This window comes from Janibacter sp. YB324, from assembly GCF_014217915.1.
GTDB classification, from domain to species: Bacteria; Actinomycetota; Actinomycetes; order Actinomycetales; family Dermatophilaceae; genus Janibacter; species Janibacter indicus.
Genome location: NZ_CP060120.1, coordinates 2,795,405 through 2,811,272 on the forward strand (window position 1 = coordinate 2,795,405; position 15,868 = coordinate 2,811,272).

16 protein-coding genes and 3 pseudogenes are annotated in these 15,868 nt (G+C 71.1%); 11 read left to right on the top strand and 8 right to left on the bottom strand.

Annotated elements, in window-relative coordinates; all coding sequences use genetic code 11:
* Positions 1–158: 158 nt before the first annotated feature.
* On the top strand, positions 159–752 hold the full coding sequence (locus tag H7A72_RS13715; RefSeq protein ID WP_223277656.1) for a recombinase family protein: 594 nt from the start codon (positions 159–161) through the stop codon (positions 750–752).
* On the top strand, positions 749–1,006 hold the full coding sequence (locus H7A72_RS13720) for a hypothetical protein (RefSeq protein WP_185220871.1): 258 nt from the start codon (positions 749–751) through the stop codon (positions 1,004–1,006). The genes H7A72_RS13715 and H7A72_RS13720 overlap by 4 nt, the downstream gene beginning before the upstream one ends.
* Positions 1,007–1,183: 177 nt before the next feature.
* Here H7A72_RS13720 and H7A72_RS13725 read toward each other — a convergent pair whose 3' ends face one another.
* Positions 1,184–2,329 (bottom strand): site-specific integrase, encoded by a 1,146-nt coding sequence (locus H7A72_RS13725; protein ID WP_185220872.1) that lies wholly within the window; start codon positions 2,327–2,329, stop codon positions 1,184–1,186.
* Between the two features lie 381 nt (positions 2,330–2,710).
* On the opposite strand from H7A72_RS13725, the pseudogene H7A72_RS17225 reads away from it, so the two are divergent.
* The 7 genes and pseudogenes from H7A72_RS17225 to H7A72_RS16745 form a co-directional block, all read left to right on the top strand.
* Positions 2,711–2,938 (top strand): annotated as a pseudogene (locus tag H7A72_RS17225) (aldehyde dehydrogenase family protein); the annotation flags it as partial.
* Positions 2,939–2,950: 12 nt separating this feature from the next.
* Positions 2,951–3,199: pseudogene (locus H7A72_RS16945) on the top strand (long-chain fatty acid--CoA ligase); the annotation flags it as partial.
* A 99-nt stretch (positions 3,200–3,298) separates the two neighbouring features.
* Positions 3,299–3,724 carry a VOC family protein gene (locus tag H7A72_RS13735; protein WP_084452945.1) on the top strand — a complete coding sequence of 142 codons (426 nt, stop codon included), beginning with the start codon at positions 3,299–3,301 and terminating at the stop codon, positions 3,722–3,724.
* An 8-nt stretch (positions 3,725–3,732) separates the two neighbouring features.
* A complete protein-coding gene (locus H7A72_RS13740) occupies positions 3,733–4,368 on the top strand; it encodes a GntR family transcriptional regulator (RefSeq protein WP_185220874.1) in 636 nt (211 codons plus the stop codon).
* 14 nt (positions 4,369–4,382) lie between these two features.
* Positions 4,383–4,748, top strand: a complete 366-nt coding sequence (locus tag H7A72_RS13745) for a YchJ family protein (protein WP_185220875.1) — start codon at positions 4,383–4,385, stop codon at positions 4,746–4,748.
* An 83-nt stretch (positions 4,749–4,831) separates the two neighbouring features.
* Positions 4,832–5,107, top strand: a pseudogene (locus H7A72_RS16740) (enoyl-CoA hydratase-related protein); the annotation flags it as partial.
* A 140-nt stretch (positions 5,108–5,247) separates the two neighbouring features.
* A complete protein-coding gene (locus tag H7A72_RS16745) occupies positions 5,248–5,481 on the top strand; it encodes a hypothetical protein (protein WP_223277940.1) in 234 nt (77 codons plus the stop codon).
* 182 nt (positions 5,482–5,663) lie between these two features.
* Here H7A72_RS16745 and H7A72_RS13755 read toward each other — a convergent pair whose 3' ends face one another.
* The 4 genes from H7A72_RS13755 to H7A72_RS13770 form a co-directional block, all read right to left on the bottom strand.
* On the bottom strand, positions 5,664–6,860 hold the full coding sequence (locus H7A72_RS13755; protein WP_185220876.1) for a pyrophosphate--fructose-6-phosphate 1-phosphotransferase: 1,197 nt from the start codon (positions 6,858–6,860) through the stop codon (positions 5,664–5,666).
* Positions 6,860–7,762, bottom strand: coding sequence for a LytR C-terminal domain-containing protein (locus H7A72_RS13760; protein WP_185220877.1), 903 nt, complete (start codon positions 7,760–7,762; stop codon positions 6,860–6,862). The genes H7A72_RS13755 and H7A72_RS13760 overlap by 1 nt, the downstream gene beginning before the upstream one ends.
* Positions 7,763–7,994: 232 nt before the next feature.
* Entirely contained in the window at positions 7,995–9,023 is a 1,029-nt protein-coding gene (locus tag H7A72_RS13765) for an Asd/ArgC dimerization domain-containing protein (protein ID WP_159451238.1), read from the bottom strand.
* Between the two features lie 41 nt (positions 9,024–9,064).
* Complete coding sequence (locus tag H7A72_RS13770) at positions 9,065–10,339, bottom strand: aspartate kinase (protein ID WP_084452958.1); 1,275 nt, start codon at positions 10,337–10,339, stop codon at positions 9,065–9,067.
* A 131-nt stretch (positions 10,340–10,470) separates the two neighbouring features.
* Here H7A72_RS13770 and H7A72_RS13775 point away from each other — a divergent pair, with 131 nt between their 5' ends.
* Together H7A72_RS13775 and H7A72_RS13780 are read left to right on the top strand one after the other, a co-directional pair.
* Complete coding sequence (locus tag H7A72_RS13775; RefSeq protein WP_185220878.1) at positions 10,471–11,382, top strand: ABC transporter ATP-binding protein; 912 nt, start codon at positions 10,471–10,473, stop codon at positions 11,380–11,382.
* Positions 11,379–12,410 carry an ABC transporter permease gene (locus tag H7A72_RS13780; protein WP_185220879.1) on the top strand — a complete coding sequence of 344 codons (1,032 nt, stop codon included), beginning with the start codon at positions 11,379–11,381 and terminating at the stop codon, positions 12,408–12,410. The genes H7A72_RS13775 and H7A72_RS13780 overlap by 4 nt, the downstream gene beginning before the upstream one ends.
* 54 nt (positions 12,411–12,464) lie before the next feature.
* Here the strand turns inward: H7A72_RS13780 and H7A72_RS13785 are convergent, their stop codons facing one another.
* Genes H7A72_RS13785 through H7A72_RS13795 form a run of 3 tightly spaced genes read right to left on the bottom strand, consistent with a single transcriptional unit; the run spans position 12,465 to position 15,821 of the window.
* Positions 12,465–13,019, bottom strand: a complete 555-nt coding sequence (locus tag H7A72_RS13785; RefSeq protein ID WP_185220880.1) for a DUF5063 domain-containing protein — start codon at positions 13,017–13,019, stop codon at positions 12,465–12,467.
* Positions 13,012–13,611, bottom strand: a complete 600-nt coding sequence (gene recR / locus H7A72_RS13790) for a recombination mediator RecR (RefSeq protein ID WP_072625533.1) — start codon at positions 13,609–13,611, stop codon at positions 13,012–13,014. The genes H7A72_RS13785 and recR overlap by 8 nt, the downstream gene beginning before the upstream one ends.
* A 59-nt stretch (positions 13,612–13,670) precedes the next feature.
* Positions 13,671–15,821: a DNA polymerase III subunit gamma and tau gene (locus H7A72_RS13795; RefSeq protein ID WP_185220881.1), complete on the bottom strand. Its 2,151-nt coding sequence runs from the start codon at positions 15,819–15,821 to the stop codon at positions 13,671–13,673.
* Between the last annotated feature and the right edge of the window lie 47 nt (positions 15,822–15,868).

Below are 15,868 nucleotides of genomic sequence, written 5' to 3' on the forward strand. Positions count from 1 at the left end.
CATACGGAGCGCCCGGAGTGCCCGGTGCAGAGGACTTCGGACATCCGTGCAGTCGACTTCGGAAACTGACAGCTTGACGTAGTGACGCGATCGGGGCTGTCTCATTTGACCTGCACGGTCTAGAATCGCGGAAACGACCGTCAATTGATCTATCGGGGGTGCTGGTCGTGCTGATCGGGTACGCACGGGTCTCGTCCGAGCGGCAGGACCTCGCGGCGCAGCTGAAGGGCCTGGCTGACCTGGGCGTGGACCGCACGCGGATCTATACAGATAAGCGCACGGGTCGGTCGATGAAGAACCGGCCTGGCCTCACTCAAGCGATCGCCGCTCTTCGTCCCGGTGACGTACTCGTGGTGACCAAGCTCGACCGGCTCGCTCGATCGGTGCCCGATGCGCGCGACCTCGTCGGCCAGGTCTACGAGAAGGGCGCGGCGCTCCAGCTTGGACCGTCGCTGCACGACCCGGAGGACCCTGTTGGAAAGTTCCTCTTCAACGCGCTGGCGATGGTCGCCGAGTTCGAGTCCGACCTGAACCGGCAGCGCACGATGGAGGGCCTGGCGATCGCGCGGGCGCAGGGCCGGCTCAACGGGAAGCCGCCGAAGCTGAACGAGCGAAGGACGAAGAAGTTGCTCCAGGACTATGAGGCCGGCACCGCGACGGTCGGCCAGCTCGCCGAGGACTACAACGTGTCTCGGGCAACCGTGTACCGCACGATCAAGCGCGCAAGGACGCAGGAGAAAGAGGGTCGATGACCACCCACAGAGTATTTGCCCGCATGAGGATTCGTGACTGGCTCGGCGTGGTCGCGCTGGCGGTGCCTAGTCTGCCGATCGTGCTGTTGGTGGCCACCGCCGTGTTAGCGGATGGCACCTCACTCTGGTCCGCGATCGGCTGGTACGTATGGGTCTTGCCTGGCACCTTGTCTTTGGGCGTGTTGTTGCTGGGCCTCGTCCACCTTCTGGGGTGGTTGTGGGATCTCAGGGCTCATAACGAGGTGTCTCAGTGACCACCATCATGTAAGCAACCACGCGCCCCAGGGATCCCAATGATCACGGTCGGCGAGAAGAAGGTGCAGGAGATCGGGCTATACATTGATGGAAGGTATAGCCCGATCGGGTCAGCGAGGCGATGGCCGAGCATGACTCGGGACCTCCCTATCGCAGACCTTCGCCTGACTCGTCCGTCATTCCTCTGAGTCGGCAGGGGCCGATGCCCGCTCCTCCATCAGTCTCGACAGCGCCGCCGCGATCTCCGTGTCCCTCCCCCGCGCCGCGTGCTGGTAGCGGAGCGCCGCCTGGGGCGTTGAGTGGCCGATACGGGACATCAGCTCAGCCAAGGTTGCCCCGGCCTGGGCAGCGAGGACAGCGCCCGTGTGGCGCAGGTCGTGGATGCGGAGATCCGGGCGCCCCGCCTTCTCCCGCGCCCGGTACCAGTGCCGGTAGAGGGTGTTGGGGTGGACTTGAATTCTCGGGTCGTTGACCGCTGAGAACACCAAGGCGTCCCTGTCCGGGCCGACATGTTCCTCAAGGTGGGCCTCCAGGAGTGGGACCAGGTGCGGCGGGATGGCGACATCGCGCACACCAGCGTCACTCTTGGGGGACCCGACGGTCACCTGCCCCCTGATTCTCACGACTCCTCGTCGCACCTGGAGTTGGCCGGTGACGAGGTTGATGTCGCCACGGCGCAGCTCGGCCATCTCGCCGAACCGGAGACCGCACCACGCGCCGATGAGCACCAGCGCTTGGTACTTCTCCGGCATCTCCGTCACAAGGATCTCGAGTTCGTCCAGTGTCGCCGGCTCCACCCGCCGTGCGCGCTTCACCGTGCCTGCGCCCCGCACGCGACACGGGTTCGCCTGGATGATCTCGTCGGCCACCGCTGTGGACAGGATCGAGCGCAACAGGCCGTAGACGTGGGCGCGCTGCGTGGGCTTCGTCGGATCGAGCCGGCTGTGCCAGACCCGCACGACCGCAGGGGTGATGTCGCGCAGGGAGGTGTCGGCGAAGTAGGGCAGGAGGAACCGATCCAGCTGCCGACGGTAGAGGGCTCGAGTCCTCGGCTTCAGCTCGCGGTACTCGAGCCACGCCTCCGCATACGGCCCGAACGACTCAGTGGCCCGGATGACCCTCGCCCGGCGGGACTTCGTCGGCGTCCAGTCGTCGTCTTGGATGAGCCGACGCTCCCCCACCAGCCACGCCTCGGCATCCGCCTTCGTCTCGAAGGTCGATGGCGCCCGATGGAAGGCCTGGTCCGGCCCCATGTAGTACGCCTGATAACGGCCGTTGGCCCGCTTGCGGATGGTTCCGAAGTCTCGCTTCGCCCGCGTCATCAACGGTCACCACCGGTCAGATTCGGACACAATCCGGGCATAACTAAAGGGTAGTTGCGTCCTCTTGTGCCCGCGATTCTCACGCGTTAGAGTCTAGTGATTCCTTGATTTTTCGCCAAGGATGCGGATCTGATCCAGTGAGACTAGTCGCGCGTGAGCAGTTCAAATCCTGTCACCCCGACCGTGTGATGTCTCAGGACATCGGCAGAGCCGGACCTACGTTTTCGTAGGTCCGGCTCTTGCTTTCTTCGGCTGCCCGGCGTCGTTGTGGTCACCTGGTCCCCCTTCTCCGGGCACCCAGGTGACACCAACGGCACCAGGCGGCACCAACGACGTCAGGCAAGGCCAAGACCCTGCGCGCTGTGGCCACCCCACAGGAGCGTGCGCGATCTCTGTGACCGGGTCCCGGAGACCGTCGGCTCGCGCCTCGCGGCGCACCCCGACGTGCGCAAGATCGGCTTCACCGGCTCGACCGAGGTCGGCAGGTCCGTGCAGCGCGCCGTCGCCGACAACCTCACGAAGGTCACCCTCGAGCTCGGCGGCAAGGGACCCAACATCATCCTCGACGACGCCGACCTCGACATGGCGATCGACGGCTCGATCTTCGCCTTCCTCATGTACTCCGAGGCGGCCGTCGTCGGCATCCCCCACCCCGAGCTCGGCGAGGAGGTGGCCGCGGCCGTGACGCTGCGCGCCGGCTCGAGCGCGACCGAGGACGACGTGCACCAGTTCGTCCGCGAGCGCGTCGCGCCCTACAAGTACCCCCGCGTCGTCTGGCTCATGGACGAGCTGCCCAAGGGGCCGACGGGCAAGATCCTGCGCCGGGAGGTGCGAGCGGGCCACACCACACCCACCGTCGCGGCCGGCTGACTGCCGGCCCGACCCTCAGCCGGGTCCTCCTCGGGATTGCATACAAGTTCCCCCCTTGTATACATTGAGCGCACCGACGCCCCGAGGAGGACCCTCCCCATGACCGCACGCCCCTGCTTCCACCTGGCCATCCCCGTCGACGACATCGCCAAGGCCCGCGAGTTCTACGGCGGCGTCCTCGGCCTCGAGGAGGGTCGCTCCGACACCCTCTGGGTGGACTGGAACTTCTACGGCCACCAGGTCGTCACCCACCAGACCGCCGCCGGCTCCCCCGGCCCCGCCGGGCACAACCCCGTCGACGACCACCAGGTGCCCGTCCCCCACTTCGGCGCCGTGCTCTCCTACGACGACTTCCACGACCTCGCCGGCAAGATGAAGGCCGCCGGTGCGACCTTCGTCATCGAGCCCTACCTGCGCTTCGAGGGTCAGGCCGGCGAGCAGTGGACGATGTTCTTCCTCGACCCGGCCGGCAATGCCCTGGAGTTCAAGGCCTTCGCGGACGAGTCGCAGATCTTCGCCAAGTAGGGCCCGCCGTGACCCTCTCCCCTGCGACCGAGACCAAGGCCGGACGGCTGCACACCGCCCTGCGCGACGCCATCCTCAGCGGTGAGCTCGCCGCCGGGTCGCCGGTCGACGAGATCGGCGTGGCACAGGCCCACGGCGTCTCGCGCACCCCGGTGCGCGAGGCGCTGCGGGCGCTGCGCAGCGAGGGCCTGCTCGTCCCCGGCGCCCGCCGCCAGCTGCACGTCGTCGACATCTCGGCCGAGCACCGGCAGGAGATCGCCACCGTCCGCACCGCCCTCGAGACCGCTGCGGCCCGCGTGGCGGTGACCACCCGCACCTCGGGCGACGTCGACGGGCTGCGCACGCTCGTGCTGCGGCAGCGCCGCTACGCCCGCGTCGGCGACAGCTCCGCCTTCATGGCGGCCGACGAGGAGTTCCACCGCACCCTGGCCGGCGTCGCCGCGATGCCGACGCTCGACCGCCTCCTCGACCAGCTCGGCGCCTTCGTCCGCCTGGCCCGTCTAGGGCAGCCGACCCCGCAGCGGCACATGATGGCTCTGGTGCGCGAGCACGACGCGTTGCTCGACCTGCTCGAGGAGGGCGACGGCGAGGCCCTGGCCGAGGCCCTCGGCAGCCACATCGTCAGCACCGCCCCGCGCACCTGACCTACCCTGCAGACATGAGCGCCGACCCCTGCCCCTGCGGCACCGGCTCCCCCTTCGTCGCGTGCTGCGGACCGCTGCTCGCGATGGAGCGACAGGCCGCGACCGCCGAGGAGCTCATGCGCAGCCGCTACACCGCCCACGTCTACGGCAATGCCGAGCACCTCTGGCGCACCTGGGACGGCCGCACCCGGCCCGAGCAGGTGCACCTCGACGACACCCGCTGGCTGGGGCTGGAGGTCCGCGAGACGGTTGCGGGCGGCCCCGACGACAGGACCGGCGTCGTCGACTTCGTCGCAAGGCATGAAGGGGGCGAGCTCGCCGAGCGCAGCGAGTTCACCCGACGAGGTGGCCGGTGGTTCTACACCAAGGAGATCCCGTGACCGAGGTCAGCTACGCCGTCGCCGACGGCATCGCGACGATCACCCTCGATGCCCCCGACCGGCGCAATGCCCTGTCGGTGGAGATGTCGAGGGAACTCATCGACGCGGCCCGGACCGCCGAGGCCGACGGCGAGGTCGGGGCCGTCGTCGTCACCGGCGGTGAGCACTTCTGCGCCGGCGCCGTCCGCGAGGTCCTCGCCGACGTGGGGCGCGATCCCGTCGAGCACACCGCCTACCGCAACCTCGAGACGGTCTACGCGGCCTTCACCACCATCGGCACCATCGACCTGCCGACCATCGCCGCCGTGCGCGGCGCGGCCGTCGGAGCCGGGCTCAACCTCGCGCTGTCCACCGACCTGCGGATCGTGTCCACCACCGCGCGCCTGCTGCCCGGCTTCGCCCAGATCGGGCATCCACCCCGGCGGCGGGCACCTGTCGCTGCTTCACCGCACGGCCGGCCGCGAGACCGCCGCCGCCATGGGCCTGTTCGGCGAGGAGGGTGCGCGGCGCGCGCGCCGTCGAGCTCGGGCTCGCCTGGGCCGTCCACGAGGACGAGCAGGTCGAGCAGGCCGCCCGGGACGTCGCCGCCCGGGTCGCGGCCGACCCCGAGCTCGCCCGGCGTCTGGTGCGCAGCTTCCGCCGCGAGACCGCCCCCGGCGGCATGCCCTGGGAGGTCGCCGTCGAGCTCGAGCGCTCGCCCCAGATGTGGTCGCTGCGGCGCAAGCACGGCTGACGCGACCAGGGCCCCGGCGGAGCGGGCGCAGGGTGGGGGTCGGCCCGACTCATGAAGAAGTCCGGCTGCCTCCGCGACGTGACGCGGCCTACCTAGCGGCCGGACTTCTTCTTAGGGCCACCCCCACCCTGCGCCCGCGCAGCCACACCATGACTGGTAGCGCCGCTATGGGCACCGCAGCGTCAGGCCTGGCCGATGTCGTGGAGCAGGTCGGCGAACCACGGGGTGGTGGGGTCGAAGGCACCGCCGCCGGCGATGCGCTCGTGCTCGATGACGCGCAGCTCGTCGCCGCGCTCGACGTCGTGACCGACGACGCCGGACCGGCCGTCGAGGGCCGCCTCGACGGCGAGCGAGGTGCAGGCGGCGATGAGTTCGAGGTCGCGGGGGTTGGCCGCGGCCGAGCGGGCAAAGTAGCCGGACTTCCACACCTTGGACTTGTCGGCACCGACGCGCTGGGCAAGGGTCGAGGCGAGGCGCTCGCCGGGGTTGACCTCGTCGAGCCGGACATGACCGAAGGCATCACGCGGCACCTGCACCCCATCGGCCTCCAGCGCGGCGACGATCTCGTCGACCCCGGCGCCCTCCGCAGCGAAGACGTTGACGCAACCGAGCTCGTCCATGACCGCCCGCAGTCGCCTCCCTTCGGCCTCGAGGTCGAGGTCGAGCTCCGGGACGTTGACCGCGTGGAGGTCCCACCGCCGGCGGTCGTTGCCGATGCCGGGGACGAAGTCGCGACCGGCGAGGTCGGCCCGGTAGGCGTGCGCCGTCGCGGCGGTGAGCCACCCGCTGTGCCGGCCCATGACCTCGTGGACGATGAGCATGCGGGGGTTGGACGTGTGCTCGCCGATGATGTTGCGGGCGAAGAGCGCCCCCTGCTCGGCGGCCGTCCACGCACCCAGGCTCTGCCGGATCGGCACGATGTCGTTGTCGATCGTCTTGGGCAGACCGATGACCCGCATGTCGTGCCCCTCGGCGGCCAGATGGGCGGCGAGGTCGGCAGCGGTCGTGTTGGTGTCGTCGCCGCCGATGGTGTGCAGGACGTCGACCCGGTCGGCGGCCAGCTGCGCCGCGGCGACGCGAAGGGGGTCCTGCCCCGCCTCGACGAGACCCCTCCGCACGAGGTCGTCGGCATTGGTCAGCTTGACCCGGGAGTTGCCGAGCGGTGAGCCGCCGAAGTCATGCAGCAGGTGGGCCCGGCGCCGCACCTCTTCGGTGATCTCGGTGCTGCGCCCCGTGAGCAACCCGGCGTAGCCGTCGAGGTAGCCGATGAGGCGCACCCCGGGCGCCACCTGCGTGTAGCGCTCGATGAGTCCACCGACCGCGGAGGAGAGGCACGGCGCGATCCCGCCAGCGGTGAGGAACGCGACCGTGCCGGGCATCACTTGCGCTCGCAGGGCAGCTGGATCGTCTCGGCCGGGCGGACGTAGGGCTTGACCTGCGGGACCTCGGAGGCCGGCTTGACCCGGGACCACTTGTTGCCCAGGACGAGGTCGACCTTGGTGCTCGTGCGATCGTCCTTCTGCAGCTGGGCACCATCGATCTGCTGGGCCAGACGCTTGGCCGCCCGCTGCCCCTCGGGCCCGAAGCGGATGACCGCCACCTCGTCCTCGAGGAAGGTCATCTGCGGGTCGTTGCCCGTGGATTTGATCTTGAAGCCGCGGTCCTTGAGGTCGCCGGCCACCTCGGTGGCCAGGCCTTCCTTCCACGTCGTGTTGTAGACGTTGAGGGTGATCTCCGAGGGCGCCGGCAGCGGCGGCTCGGGCTCCTTGACCATGCGGTCGTAGCCGTAGCCGAGGACGAGCTGGACGCTGTCGCCGGGGCGCGCGTCGTTCCACGTCTTGGAGCCGGGGATCTGCTTCTGCAGCAGCAGCGCGTTGTCGCGGCCGTCGGGCCCGTAGTAGATCGTGGCCGCGCCCTTGACGTAGACGGAGCTGTCGGCGTTGCCCACGGACACGACGTTGAAGTCGCGCAGCGTCAGCTCGCGCGCCACGTCGCTGCCGAGGCCGTTGGTGTCATTGCTGTTGAGCAGCTTGATGTCGAAGGAGTCGCGCTCGGGCGCGGGCCGGGTGATCGGAGCGCACTCGGTCTGGTCGTCGCTGCCCACCAGGCCGGTGCCGTAGGCGGTGGCCACGGTGGCCGTGCCGAGCAGGAGGCCGGGGAGGGTGACGAAGAGCAGAAGGCGCCGTCGGCGCTGTCGCCGATAGTGCTCCGCGGCCGAGCCATCGAGCTCGTCGAAGCCAACAACCCGGTACGAGACCGGCCCCTGATCCTGCGGTTCCACGCCCTTCCCTTCCTTCGTCATGCACCGCTCCCCGAGAGTCCAGTATAGGTGGTGCCTAGATTCACTCTGACCACTCCAGTCACACAAGTCACATCCGCGGATCGTTCCCGGACCGAGACCGAGGGCAGTGGACCCTGGGCACCGAGGTGGCGCCAATGGCCCCTCACCATGGTCGACATCCTGGGTGACGAGTGGGTTGCGTGCCGGTCACCAATCGGTGACTCCGGCGACGTCAGCGCAGCTGCGCGCCGACCAGCTCCGCGACGAGGAGCATCGCGCTGGCCCCGCGCCGGGTGGTGTCGGCACTGACGAACATGTCGACGTGGTGGCCGGCCCCCTTCGGCTGGCGGATGCGGCCGACGAAGCGCGGGTCGACGCCGACGCTGTCGACCGGGGTCGGGACCTCGCCGGTCTCCTCGTCGAGGTGGACGAGCGAAGGCGCCGCGACGCAGGCGGCGCGAACCTTGTCGATGGCGACCGGCCGGGCGCAGCGGGCGTGCAGGGCCATGGAGTGGGCGAGGACGACCGGCACCTGCACGAGGGTCGCGACCACGGGGACGCTCTCGGCCAGACCGAGGACCTTGCGCACCTCGTCGCCGACGGACAGCTCGGCCGAGGTGAAGCCGCCCTCGCCGGGCTGCCCCACCCAGGGGATGACGTTGAGCGCCAGGGGCGCAGGGAAGGGCGATCCGACGGGCAGGTCGGAGACCGCGGCCCGCACGTCGCCGGGGTGCTGGCCGATGCTCGGGTCGCCGGCCACGGTGTGCAGCTCCTCGCGCAGGCGCGCGACGCCCCGGTCGGACTTCGAGACGGCGGCGATCAGGCCGGTGACGACGAGGTGCTGCAGCTCCCAGCCCTGGTGCAGGACGTAGGCCGCGTCGATGAGGCCCCACGTCACGGGACCGGGCAGGGCCACGATCCCCTTGGGGCGCTCGGCGACGAGGTGGGAGTTGATGCCCGGGACGACGAGCGGGACGTCGGGGTCGCTGCGGAAGGCAGCGCTGGCATCGACGACGACGGCGCCCGCGGCCACGGCGCGGGCCGCCCACTCGGGGGTGATCTCCGGAGCGAGGTTGAACAGCGCCACGTCGACCCCCGCGAAGGAGTCCTCGCGCAGCGAGTCGATCGTCTGCTCCTGCCCGCGGATGCTCAGGGTGCGGGTGCTCACCCCCGGCGCGAGGAGCCGGATCTCGCCCCACGTGTCCGCGCGCAAGGCGAGCGCGGAGGCGATCGCCTCCGCGAAGCGTCCCGTCGCCCCCACCAGGGCCAGGGTCGGCCCGGTGGACGGCGACGGGTTGGGGCTCACCTGCCGGTGCCGGCGTAGACGATGGCCTCGCCGTCCTCGGAGTCGAGACCGAAGGCGGTGTGCACGGCCTCCAGGGCCTCGGCCAGCTGGTCGGCGCGGGTGACCACGGAGACGCGGATCTCCGACGTCGAGATCATCTCGATGTTGATGCCTGCATCGGCGAGCGCCCGGAAGAGGGTCGCCGAGACGCCCGGGTTGGTGCGCATGCCGGCGCCGACGAGCGAGAGCTTGCCGATCTGGTCGTCGTACTGGATCGACTCGAAGCCGACCTCGTCCTTGGTGCGCATGAGCGCCTCGACCGCCATCTGGCCGTCGGCCATCGGGAGGGTGAAGGAGATGTCGGTGCGGCCGGTGTCGGCCTCGGACACGTTTTGCACGATCATGTCGATGTTGACCTGGGCCTCGGCGACCGTGGTGAAGATCTGCCCGGCGCGGCCGGGCTGGTCGGGCACGCCGACGACGGTGATCTTGGCCTCGCTGCTGTCGTGGGCGACGCCCGCGATGATCGGGTCTTCCATGTCCTCGGCTCCTTCAGGGTCGGGGGGCAGGACCCACGTGCCCTCCTTCGAGGAGAAGGACGAACGCACGTGGATGGGGATGTTGAATCGGCGGGCGTACTCGACGCACCGCAGGTGCAGGACCTTGGCGCCGCTCGCGGCGAGCTCGAGCATCTCGTCGTGGGAGATGCGGTCGATCTTGTGTGCCTTGGGCGCGATGCGCGGGTCGGCGGTGAAGATGCCGTCGACGTCGGTGTAGATCTCGCAGACGTCGGCCTCGAGGGCCGCGGCGAGCGCGACCGCCGTGGTGTCGGAGCCACCGCGCCCGAGCGTGGTGATCTCCTTGGTCCCCTGGCTGACGCCCTGGAACCCGGCGACGATAACGATGTGCTTCTTGCCGAGGGCCTCGGTGATCCGGCCCGGGGTGACGTCGATGATCTTCGCCTTGCCGTGGGCGGCGTCGGTGATGACCCCCGCCTGGCTGCCGGTGAAGGAGCGCACGCTGTGCCCCAGGTCGGCGATGGCCATGGCGACGAGGGCCATCGACATGCGCTCGCCCGCGGTGAGGAGCATGTCCATCTCGCGCGGCGGGGGGACGGGGCTGACCTTTTCGGCGAGGTCGAGCAACTCGTCGGTCGTGTCACCCATGGCGGAGACGACGACGCAGACGTCGTTGCCCGCCTTCTTGGTCTCGACGATGCGGTGCGCGACGCGCTTGATGCTCTCGGCATCGGCGAGCGACGAACCGCCGTACTTCTGGACAACCAGGCTCACAGGAGAACTCCGTTGGGATCTCGCGGGTCCGGCCCGGGTCGGACCGGCACGACCCCTCGAGGATAACGACCGCGACCGGCGCACCCGAGTCGAGTCCATCTCCCAGACCCGGCGACGGCTACCTTGTGGTCATGACCACACAGGGGATCGTCGTCGAGCACGTGCGGCGCGCCTTCGGTCCCGTGCTGGCCGTCGACGACTTGTCTCTCGTCGCGCGGCCGGGCGAGGTGACCGCCCTCATCGGCCCCAACGGCTCGGGCAAGACGACCCTGATGCTCATGCTCGCCAGCCTGCTGGTCCCCGACCACGGCGCCATCCGCATCGACGGCTTCGACCCGGTGACCCATCCGACGCAGGTGCGCTCGCGACTCGGGTGGATGCCCGACGGGTTCGGCACCTGGGACGTGCTGCGGGTGCGCGAGGTCCTCGAGATCGTCGCCGCCGCCTACAAGATCCCCTCGGCCACGGCACGCGAGCGCATCGACACGCTGCTGCGGACCGTGCACCTCGACGACCTCGCGGAGCGACCGGCGCGGGTGCTCAGCCGGGGCCAGAAGCAACGCCTCGGGTTGGCCCGCGCCCTCGTCCACGACCCGAGCGTCCTCGTGCTGGACGAGCCCGCCTCCGGCCTCGACCCCCGCTCCCGGATCGAGCTGCGCGACATCCTGCGGGGTCTCGCGGCGCAGGGCCGCACCGTCCTGGTGAGCAGCCACATCCTCACCGAGCTGCAGGAGATCGCCGACAACGCCGTCATCGTCGCCCGGGGCCGCAGCATCCAGAGCCAGGGCATCGCGGCACCCGCCGGCGCGCTCACCTACCGGATCACCGCCGGCAACCTCGCGGTCCTCGAGCGGGCTCTGCACGACCTCGGCCACCGCCCCGCCCGCGCCAACCGCGCCCTTGAGGTCGTGGTGCCCGACGAGATCGCGGCGACCGACCTGCTGCGCGCCCTGGTCACGGCCGACGTGCCCGTCACCGCCTTCGCCCCCGCCCAGGGTTCGCTCGAAGCCGCCTACCTCGCCGTCACGCAGGACCGCCTGTGAGTGTCTCCGGAGTCCTCACCGTCGCCCGCCTGGAGCTGATGCAGCGCTTCCGTGGGGCGCGCTGGTACATCGCCTTCCTGCTGTGGTTCACCTGCATCGCCGGCATCGCCGGGCTGACCTGGCTCGCGATGCGCGACAGCGACATGGTCCGGGGGCCGACGACCTTCGACGTGGTGCTCTTCTTCGTCCTGGGCCTCAGCCTGCTCGTCATGCCGGCCCTCACCGCGACCTCGGTCAACGGCGACCGTGATGCCGGGGTGCTCGCCACGCTGCAGACGACGCTGCTCACGCCGACCGACATCATCATCGGCAAGCTGCTCGCCTCGCTCGTCATGGCCACGACCTTCCTGGCCCTGGCCGCCCCCTTCCTCGTCCTGGCGCTCTTCCAGGGCGGGGTGGGACTTCTCGGCGTGGCCCGGGTGCTCGTCGTCCTGGGGATCATCCTGCTGACCGTCTGCGCGATCGGGCTGATGTTCTCCACGCTCGTAGCCCGCCCCGTCGGGTCGGCCGTCCTGACCTACCTCACCGTCGCCGGACTGTCCTTCCTCACACTCATCCTCTTCGCGATGACGACGCCGCTCGTGGCCCGGGACGAGCAGGTCCGGGTCCACGGCGTCGAGGACTACACGACCTCGCAGGCGTGCACGACCTACACCGACACCCGCCGGGTCGTGCGCACCGACCGCAACTGGTGGCTCCTCGGCGTCAACCCCTTCGTCATCGTCGCGGACGCGGCGCCGCACGGGCCCGACGGCCCGGCCGACACGACCAGTGCCGGGTTCACCCCGCTGCGCTGGATCGCCTACGGCACCCGCCTGGCCAAGGCCGGCCCCCCGGAGGTGCACGACGAGTGCTGGTCCGACGACGAGGACACCTCGGACTCGAGCGCACGGGTGCGCGCGGAGTTCCCTGCCTGGCCCATGGGCCTGGGTGTCTACGTGCTCGCGGGGGCGGGCGCCACGGCCGTCGCGATCCGCCGGGTGCGCACCCCGATCCGGCGCCTGCCGAGCGGCACCCGGGTCGCCTGACGTCGGCGACCACCCCGTCGGGCGAAGGGGGCTCCGCTCACCCGGTCGAGCCGGTCAGCAGTGCAGGGCGTCGAACTCCGCCTCGCCGACGACGTCGGCATCGGCGTCGAGGCGGATGTGGGCGAGCAGGGTCTGCAGGACCCGCACGGCCATGGCCGCCCGGTCACCCCAGTCGGCGAGGTAGCTGTACTGCCACCACCACAGGGCCTCGGTCGGTCGCCCCGCGTCGTGGTGCGCCAGGCCGTGGGCGAGCGCCGCGGCGACGACGGCCAGGTCGTTGCTCAGGGAGCCGCTCGTGGTCTCGGTCGAGGTGACCGGGTCGACGACGTCGGCGTAGTCGTCGACGCCCTCGAGGAGCTGGGCCAGCCCGGCGCGCAGCGGGTCCATCTCGGTGTCGGGGCCGGGGTCGCGCTCGAAGCGCTCCTCGAGCACGATGTCGGCGATCGCCCCGAGGCGGGCGCCGACGAGCTGGACCTGGCTGGTCGTGAGGAGCAGCAGCGGGATGGCGCTCTCGGGGGCGGCCCCGGAGGCGATCTCGGCGACGGTGCCCAGCCAAGCGCGGGCCTCGGCGGCGCACTCGTCGGCCAGGAGCGTGGTCTCGTCAGGCATTGAGCAGCTTCCTCCCTTCGAAGGCACGACCCAGCGTGACCTCGTCGGCGTACTCGAGGTCGCCGCCGACCGGCAGGCCGGAGGCGAGTCGGGTGACCTTGATGTCGAAGGGGGTGAGCAACCGCGCCGTGTAGGAGGCGGTGGCCTCCCCCTCGAGGTTGGGGTCGGTCGCGATGATGACCTCGCTCACCGTGCCATCGGACAGCCGCGACATCAGCTCGGTGAAGCGCAGGTCGTCGGGACCGACACCGTCCATCGGGCTGATCGCCCCGCCGAGGACGTGGTAGCGGCCACGGAACTCGCGCGTGCGCTCGATCGCCACGACGTCCTTGGGCTCCTCGACGACGCAGATGGCGCTGGCGTCGCGGCGAGGGTCGGCGCAGATGCGGCACTGGGTGCCCTCGGCGACATTGCCGCAGGTCTCGCAGAAGGCCACCTTGTCCTTGACCTCGCTGAGGGTCTGGACGAGCCGCTGGACGTCCTGCGGGTCGGCCTGCAGCAGGTGGAAGGCGATCCGCTGGGCACTCTTGGGGCCGACCCCGGGGAGTCGCCCGAGCTCGTCGATCAGGTCCTGGACCACGCCTTCGTACACCCCTCGACCCTACGCCCCGCGGGGGACGACGAGGGACACCGCGGTCGGTGCGCCGTGGGCTACTCCTCGCGGATGACGGTCCCGCCGAGGATCCGCTCGATGACGGCCGGGCCGGCATTGCCCGCCTCGACGATGTCCTCGTCGTCGTCACTGACCGACGAGTCGTCGGGCTCACGCGGCTCGGGTGTCGGCGCGACCGGCTCGGGCGCGGTCGCCCAGGCCGGAGCCGCGGCGGCCGAGGCCGCCGGGCTGCCCCACTCGGCCCCGGCGGGCCCACCGCTCGGTGCGGGGACCCCGACGTCGGCTGGTGGCGCGGCGGGCGCCTCGGGTGCGGGTGCGGAGGCGTCCTTGGCGGGGTCTCCCCCACCAACCGGCCCGACCCCTGCGCCACCCGCAGGCCCCGTCGGGGCCGGCATCGTCGCCTGGGCACTGCCGCTGCGCTGCGGCGCCGCGCCGGAGTCGTGCGGCACACCCTCGACGCGGGCGTCGACGCCCAGGGTGTCGATGAGCGCCTGCCGCACGACCTCGGCGTGCGAGCCGTTGCGGAAGGCATTGGCCAGACCCACCGTCGCGATGCCCAGCACGAGCCGCTGCCCGTCGTAGGTGAGCACCTGGGCGTGCTCGGACAGGAAGGTCCACGTCGCCCGGCGCATCTGGTAGATCCGCCCGAGGACGTCGGGCCAGCTGCGGCGCAGGGCCTCGACGTCGATCCCCCCGGACGAAGGGGGCGACGCCGCCGGTGCCGTCGTCGCAGCCACGTCGTCGGCCTGGTCGGGCACGCTCGCCGCGGGTGAGGTCGCCGCGGGCGGGGTCGCCTCAGGCGCGGCAGGGCCTGCGGCAGGCGCGCCCGGGGGCGTTGACGGGCTCGCGTCGGGCTCGGCCGTCCCCGACGGGGCCACCGGCGGCGTCGACCGGTCTCGCTCGACCGGCGCGGGCTCCGGCGCAGCAGCCGGGGGCTGGTCCGCCGACGGCGCGTGGTGCGCCGCGGGGGCCTGCCCGGTGGGGGCCTGCGGGACGGGGGCGCTCCCCCCTTCGCTCGTGGGGACGCCGCCGACCTCGAGGCGACGCTCGATGCGGTCCAGGCGGGCGCCGTAGCCCGACTCGCCACCGGCAGCGGGCAGCAGCACCCGGGCGGCGATGATCTCGAGCTGGACCCGGGGCGAGGTCGCACCGGTCATCTCGGTCAGGCCGGCGTTGATGATGTCGGCCGCCCGCGACAGGGAGGCCGGCCCGAAGGCGGCCGCCTGCTGACGCATCCGGTCGATCTGGTCACCCGGCAGCCCGCGCAGGATCGCCGCCGCCCCGTCGGGCGCCGCGGAGACGACGATGAGGTCGCGGAAGCGCTCGAGGAGGTCCTCGACGAAGCGCCGCGGGTCGAGCCCGGTCTCGATGACCGAGTCGATGACCCGGAAGACGCCGGCCGCGTCACCGGCGCCGAAGGAGGTGACGGCGTTGTCGAGCAGCTCGCCGTCGGTGAAGCCGAGGAGCGCGGCCGCCCGCTCGTAGGTCAGGCCCTGCTCGTCGCTGCCGGCGATGAGCTGGTCGAGGACCGAGAGCGAGTCGCGCACCGACCCGCCGCCGGCCCGCACGACGAAGGAGAGCACGCCCGGCTCGACCTGCACACCCTCGGCTTCGCACAGCTGCTGCATGTAGTCCTGCAGCCGAGCCGGCGGCACGAGGCGGAAGGGGTAGTGGTGGGTCCGCGAGCGGATGGTCCCGATGACCTTTTCGGGCTCGGTCGTGGCGAAGACGAACTTCACGTGCTCGGGCGGCTCCTCGACGATCTTGAGCAGGGCGTTGAAGCCCTGCGGCGTCACCATGTGCGCCTCGTCGATGATGTAGATCTTGTAGCGGCTCTGCGCCGGACCGAAGGAGGCCCGCTCGCGCAGGTCGCGGGCGTCGTCGACACCGCCGTGGCTCGCCGCGTCGATCTCGATGACGTCGACGGTGCCCGGGCCGCCACGGGCCAGGGCGGTGCACGAGTCGCACTCGCCGCACGGGGTCGGGGTGGGGCCCTGCTCGCAGTTGAGGCAGCGAGCCAGGATACGCGCGCTCGTCGTCTTGCCACAGCCGCGCGGCCCGGAGAAGAGGTAGGCGTGGTTGACCCGTCCCGAGCGCAGCGCCTGCATGAGCGGCTCGGTGACGTGCTCCTGCCCGATGACGTCGGCGAAGGACTCGGGGCGGTATCGACGGTACAGGGCGGTGCTCACGGCACGAGCCTACGTGCGGAGCACGACAGCGGCCTCCCCCGAGGGGA

Coding starts and splice junctions, on each gene's coding strand:
- H7A72_RS13720 (WP_185220871.1), top strand. CDS start 749: ATGACCACCCACAGAGTATTTGCCCGCATGAGGATTCGTGACTGGCTC.
- H7A72_RS13725 (WP_185220872.1), bottom strand. CDS start 2,329: ATGACGCGGGCGAAGCGAGACTTCGGAACCATCCGCAAGCGGGCCAAC.
- H7A72_RS13735 (WP_084452945.1), top strand. CDS start 3,299: ATGACCGCACGCCCCTGCTTCCACCTGGCCATCCCCGTCGACGACATC.
- H7A72_RS13745 (WP_185220875.1), top strand. CDS start 4,383: ATGAGCGCCGACCCCTGCCCCTGCGGCACCGGCTCCCCCTTCGTCGCG.
- H7A72_RS13755 (WP_185220876.1), bottom strand. CDS start 6,860: ATGCCCGGCACGGTCGCGTTCCTCACCGCTGGCGGGATCGCGCCGTGC.
- H7A72_RS13775 (WP_185220878.1), top strand. CDS start 10,471: ATGACCACACAGGGGATCGTCGTCGAGCACGTGCGGCGCGCCTTCGGT.
- H7A72_RS13785 (WP_185220880.1), bottom strand. CDS start 13,019: ATGCCTGACGAGACCACGCTCCTGGCCGACGAGTGCGCCGCCGAGGCC.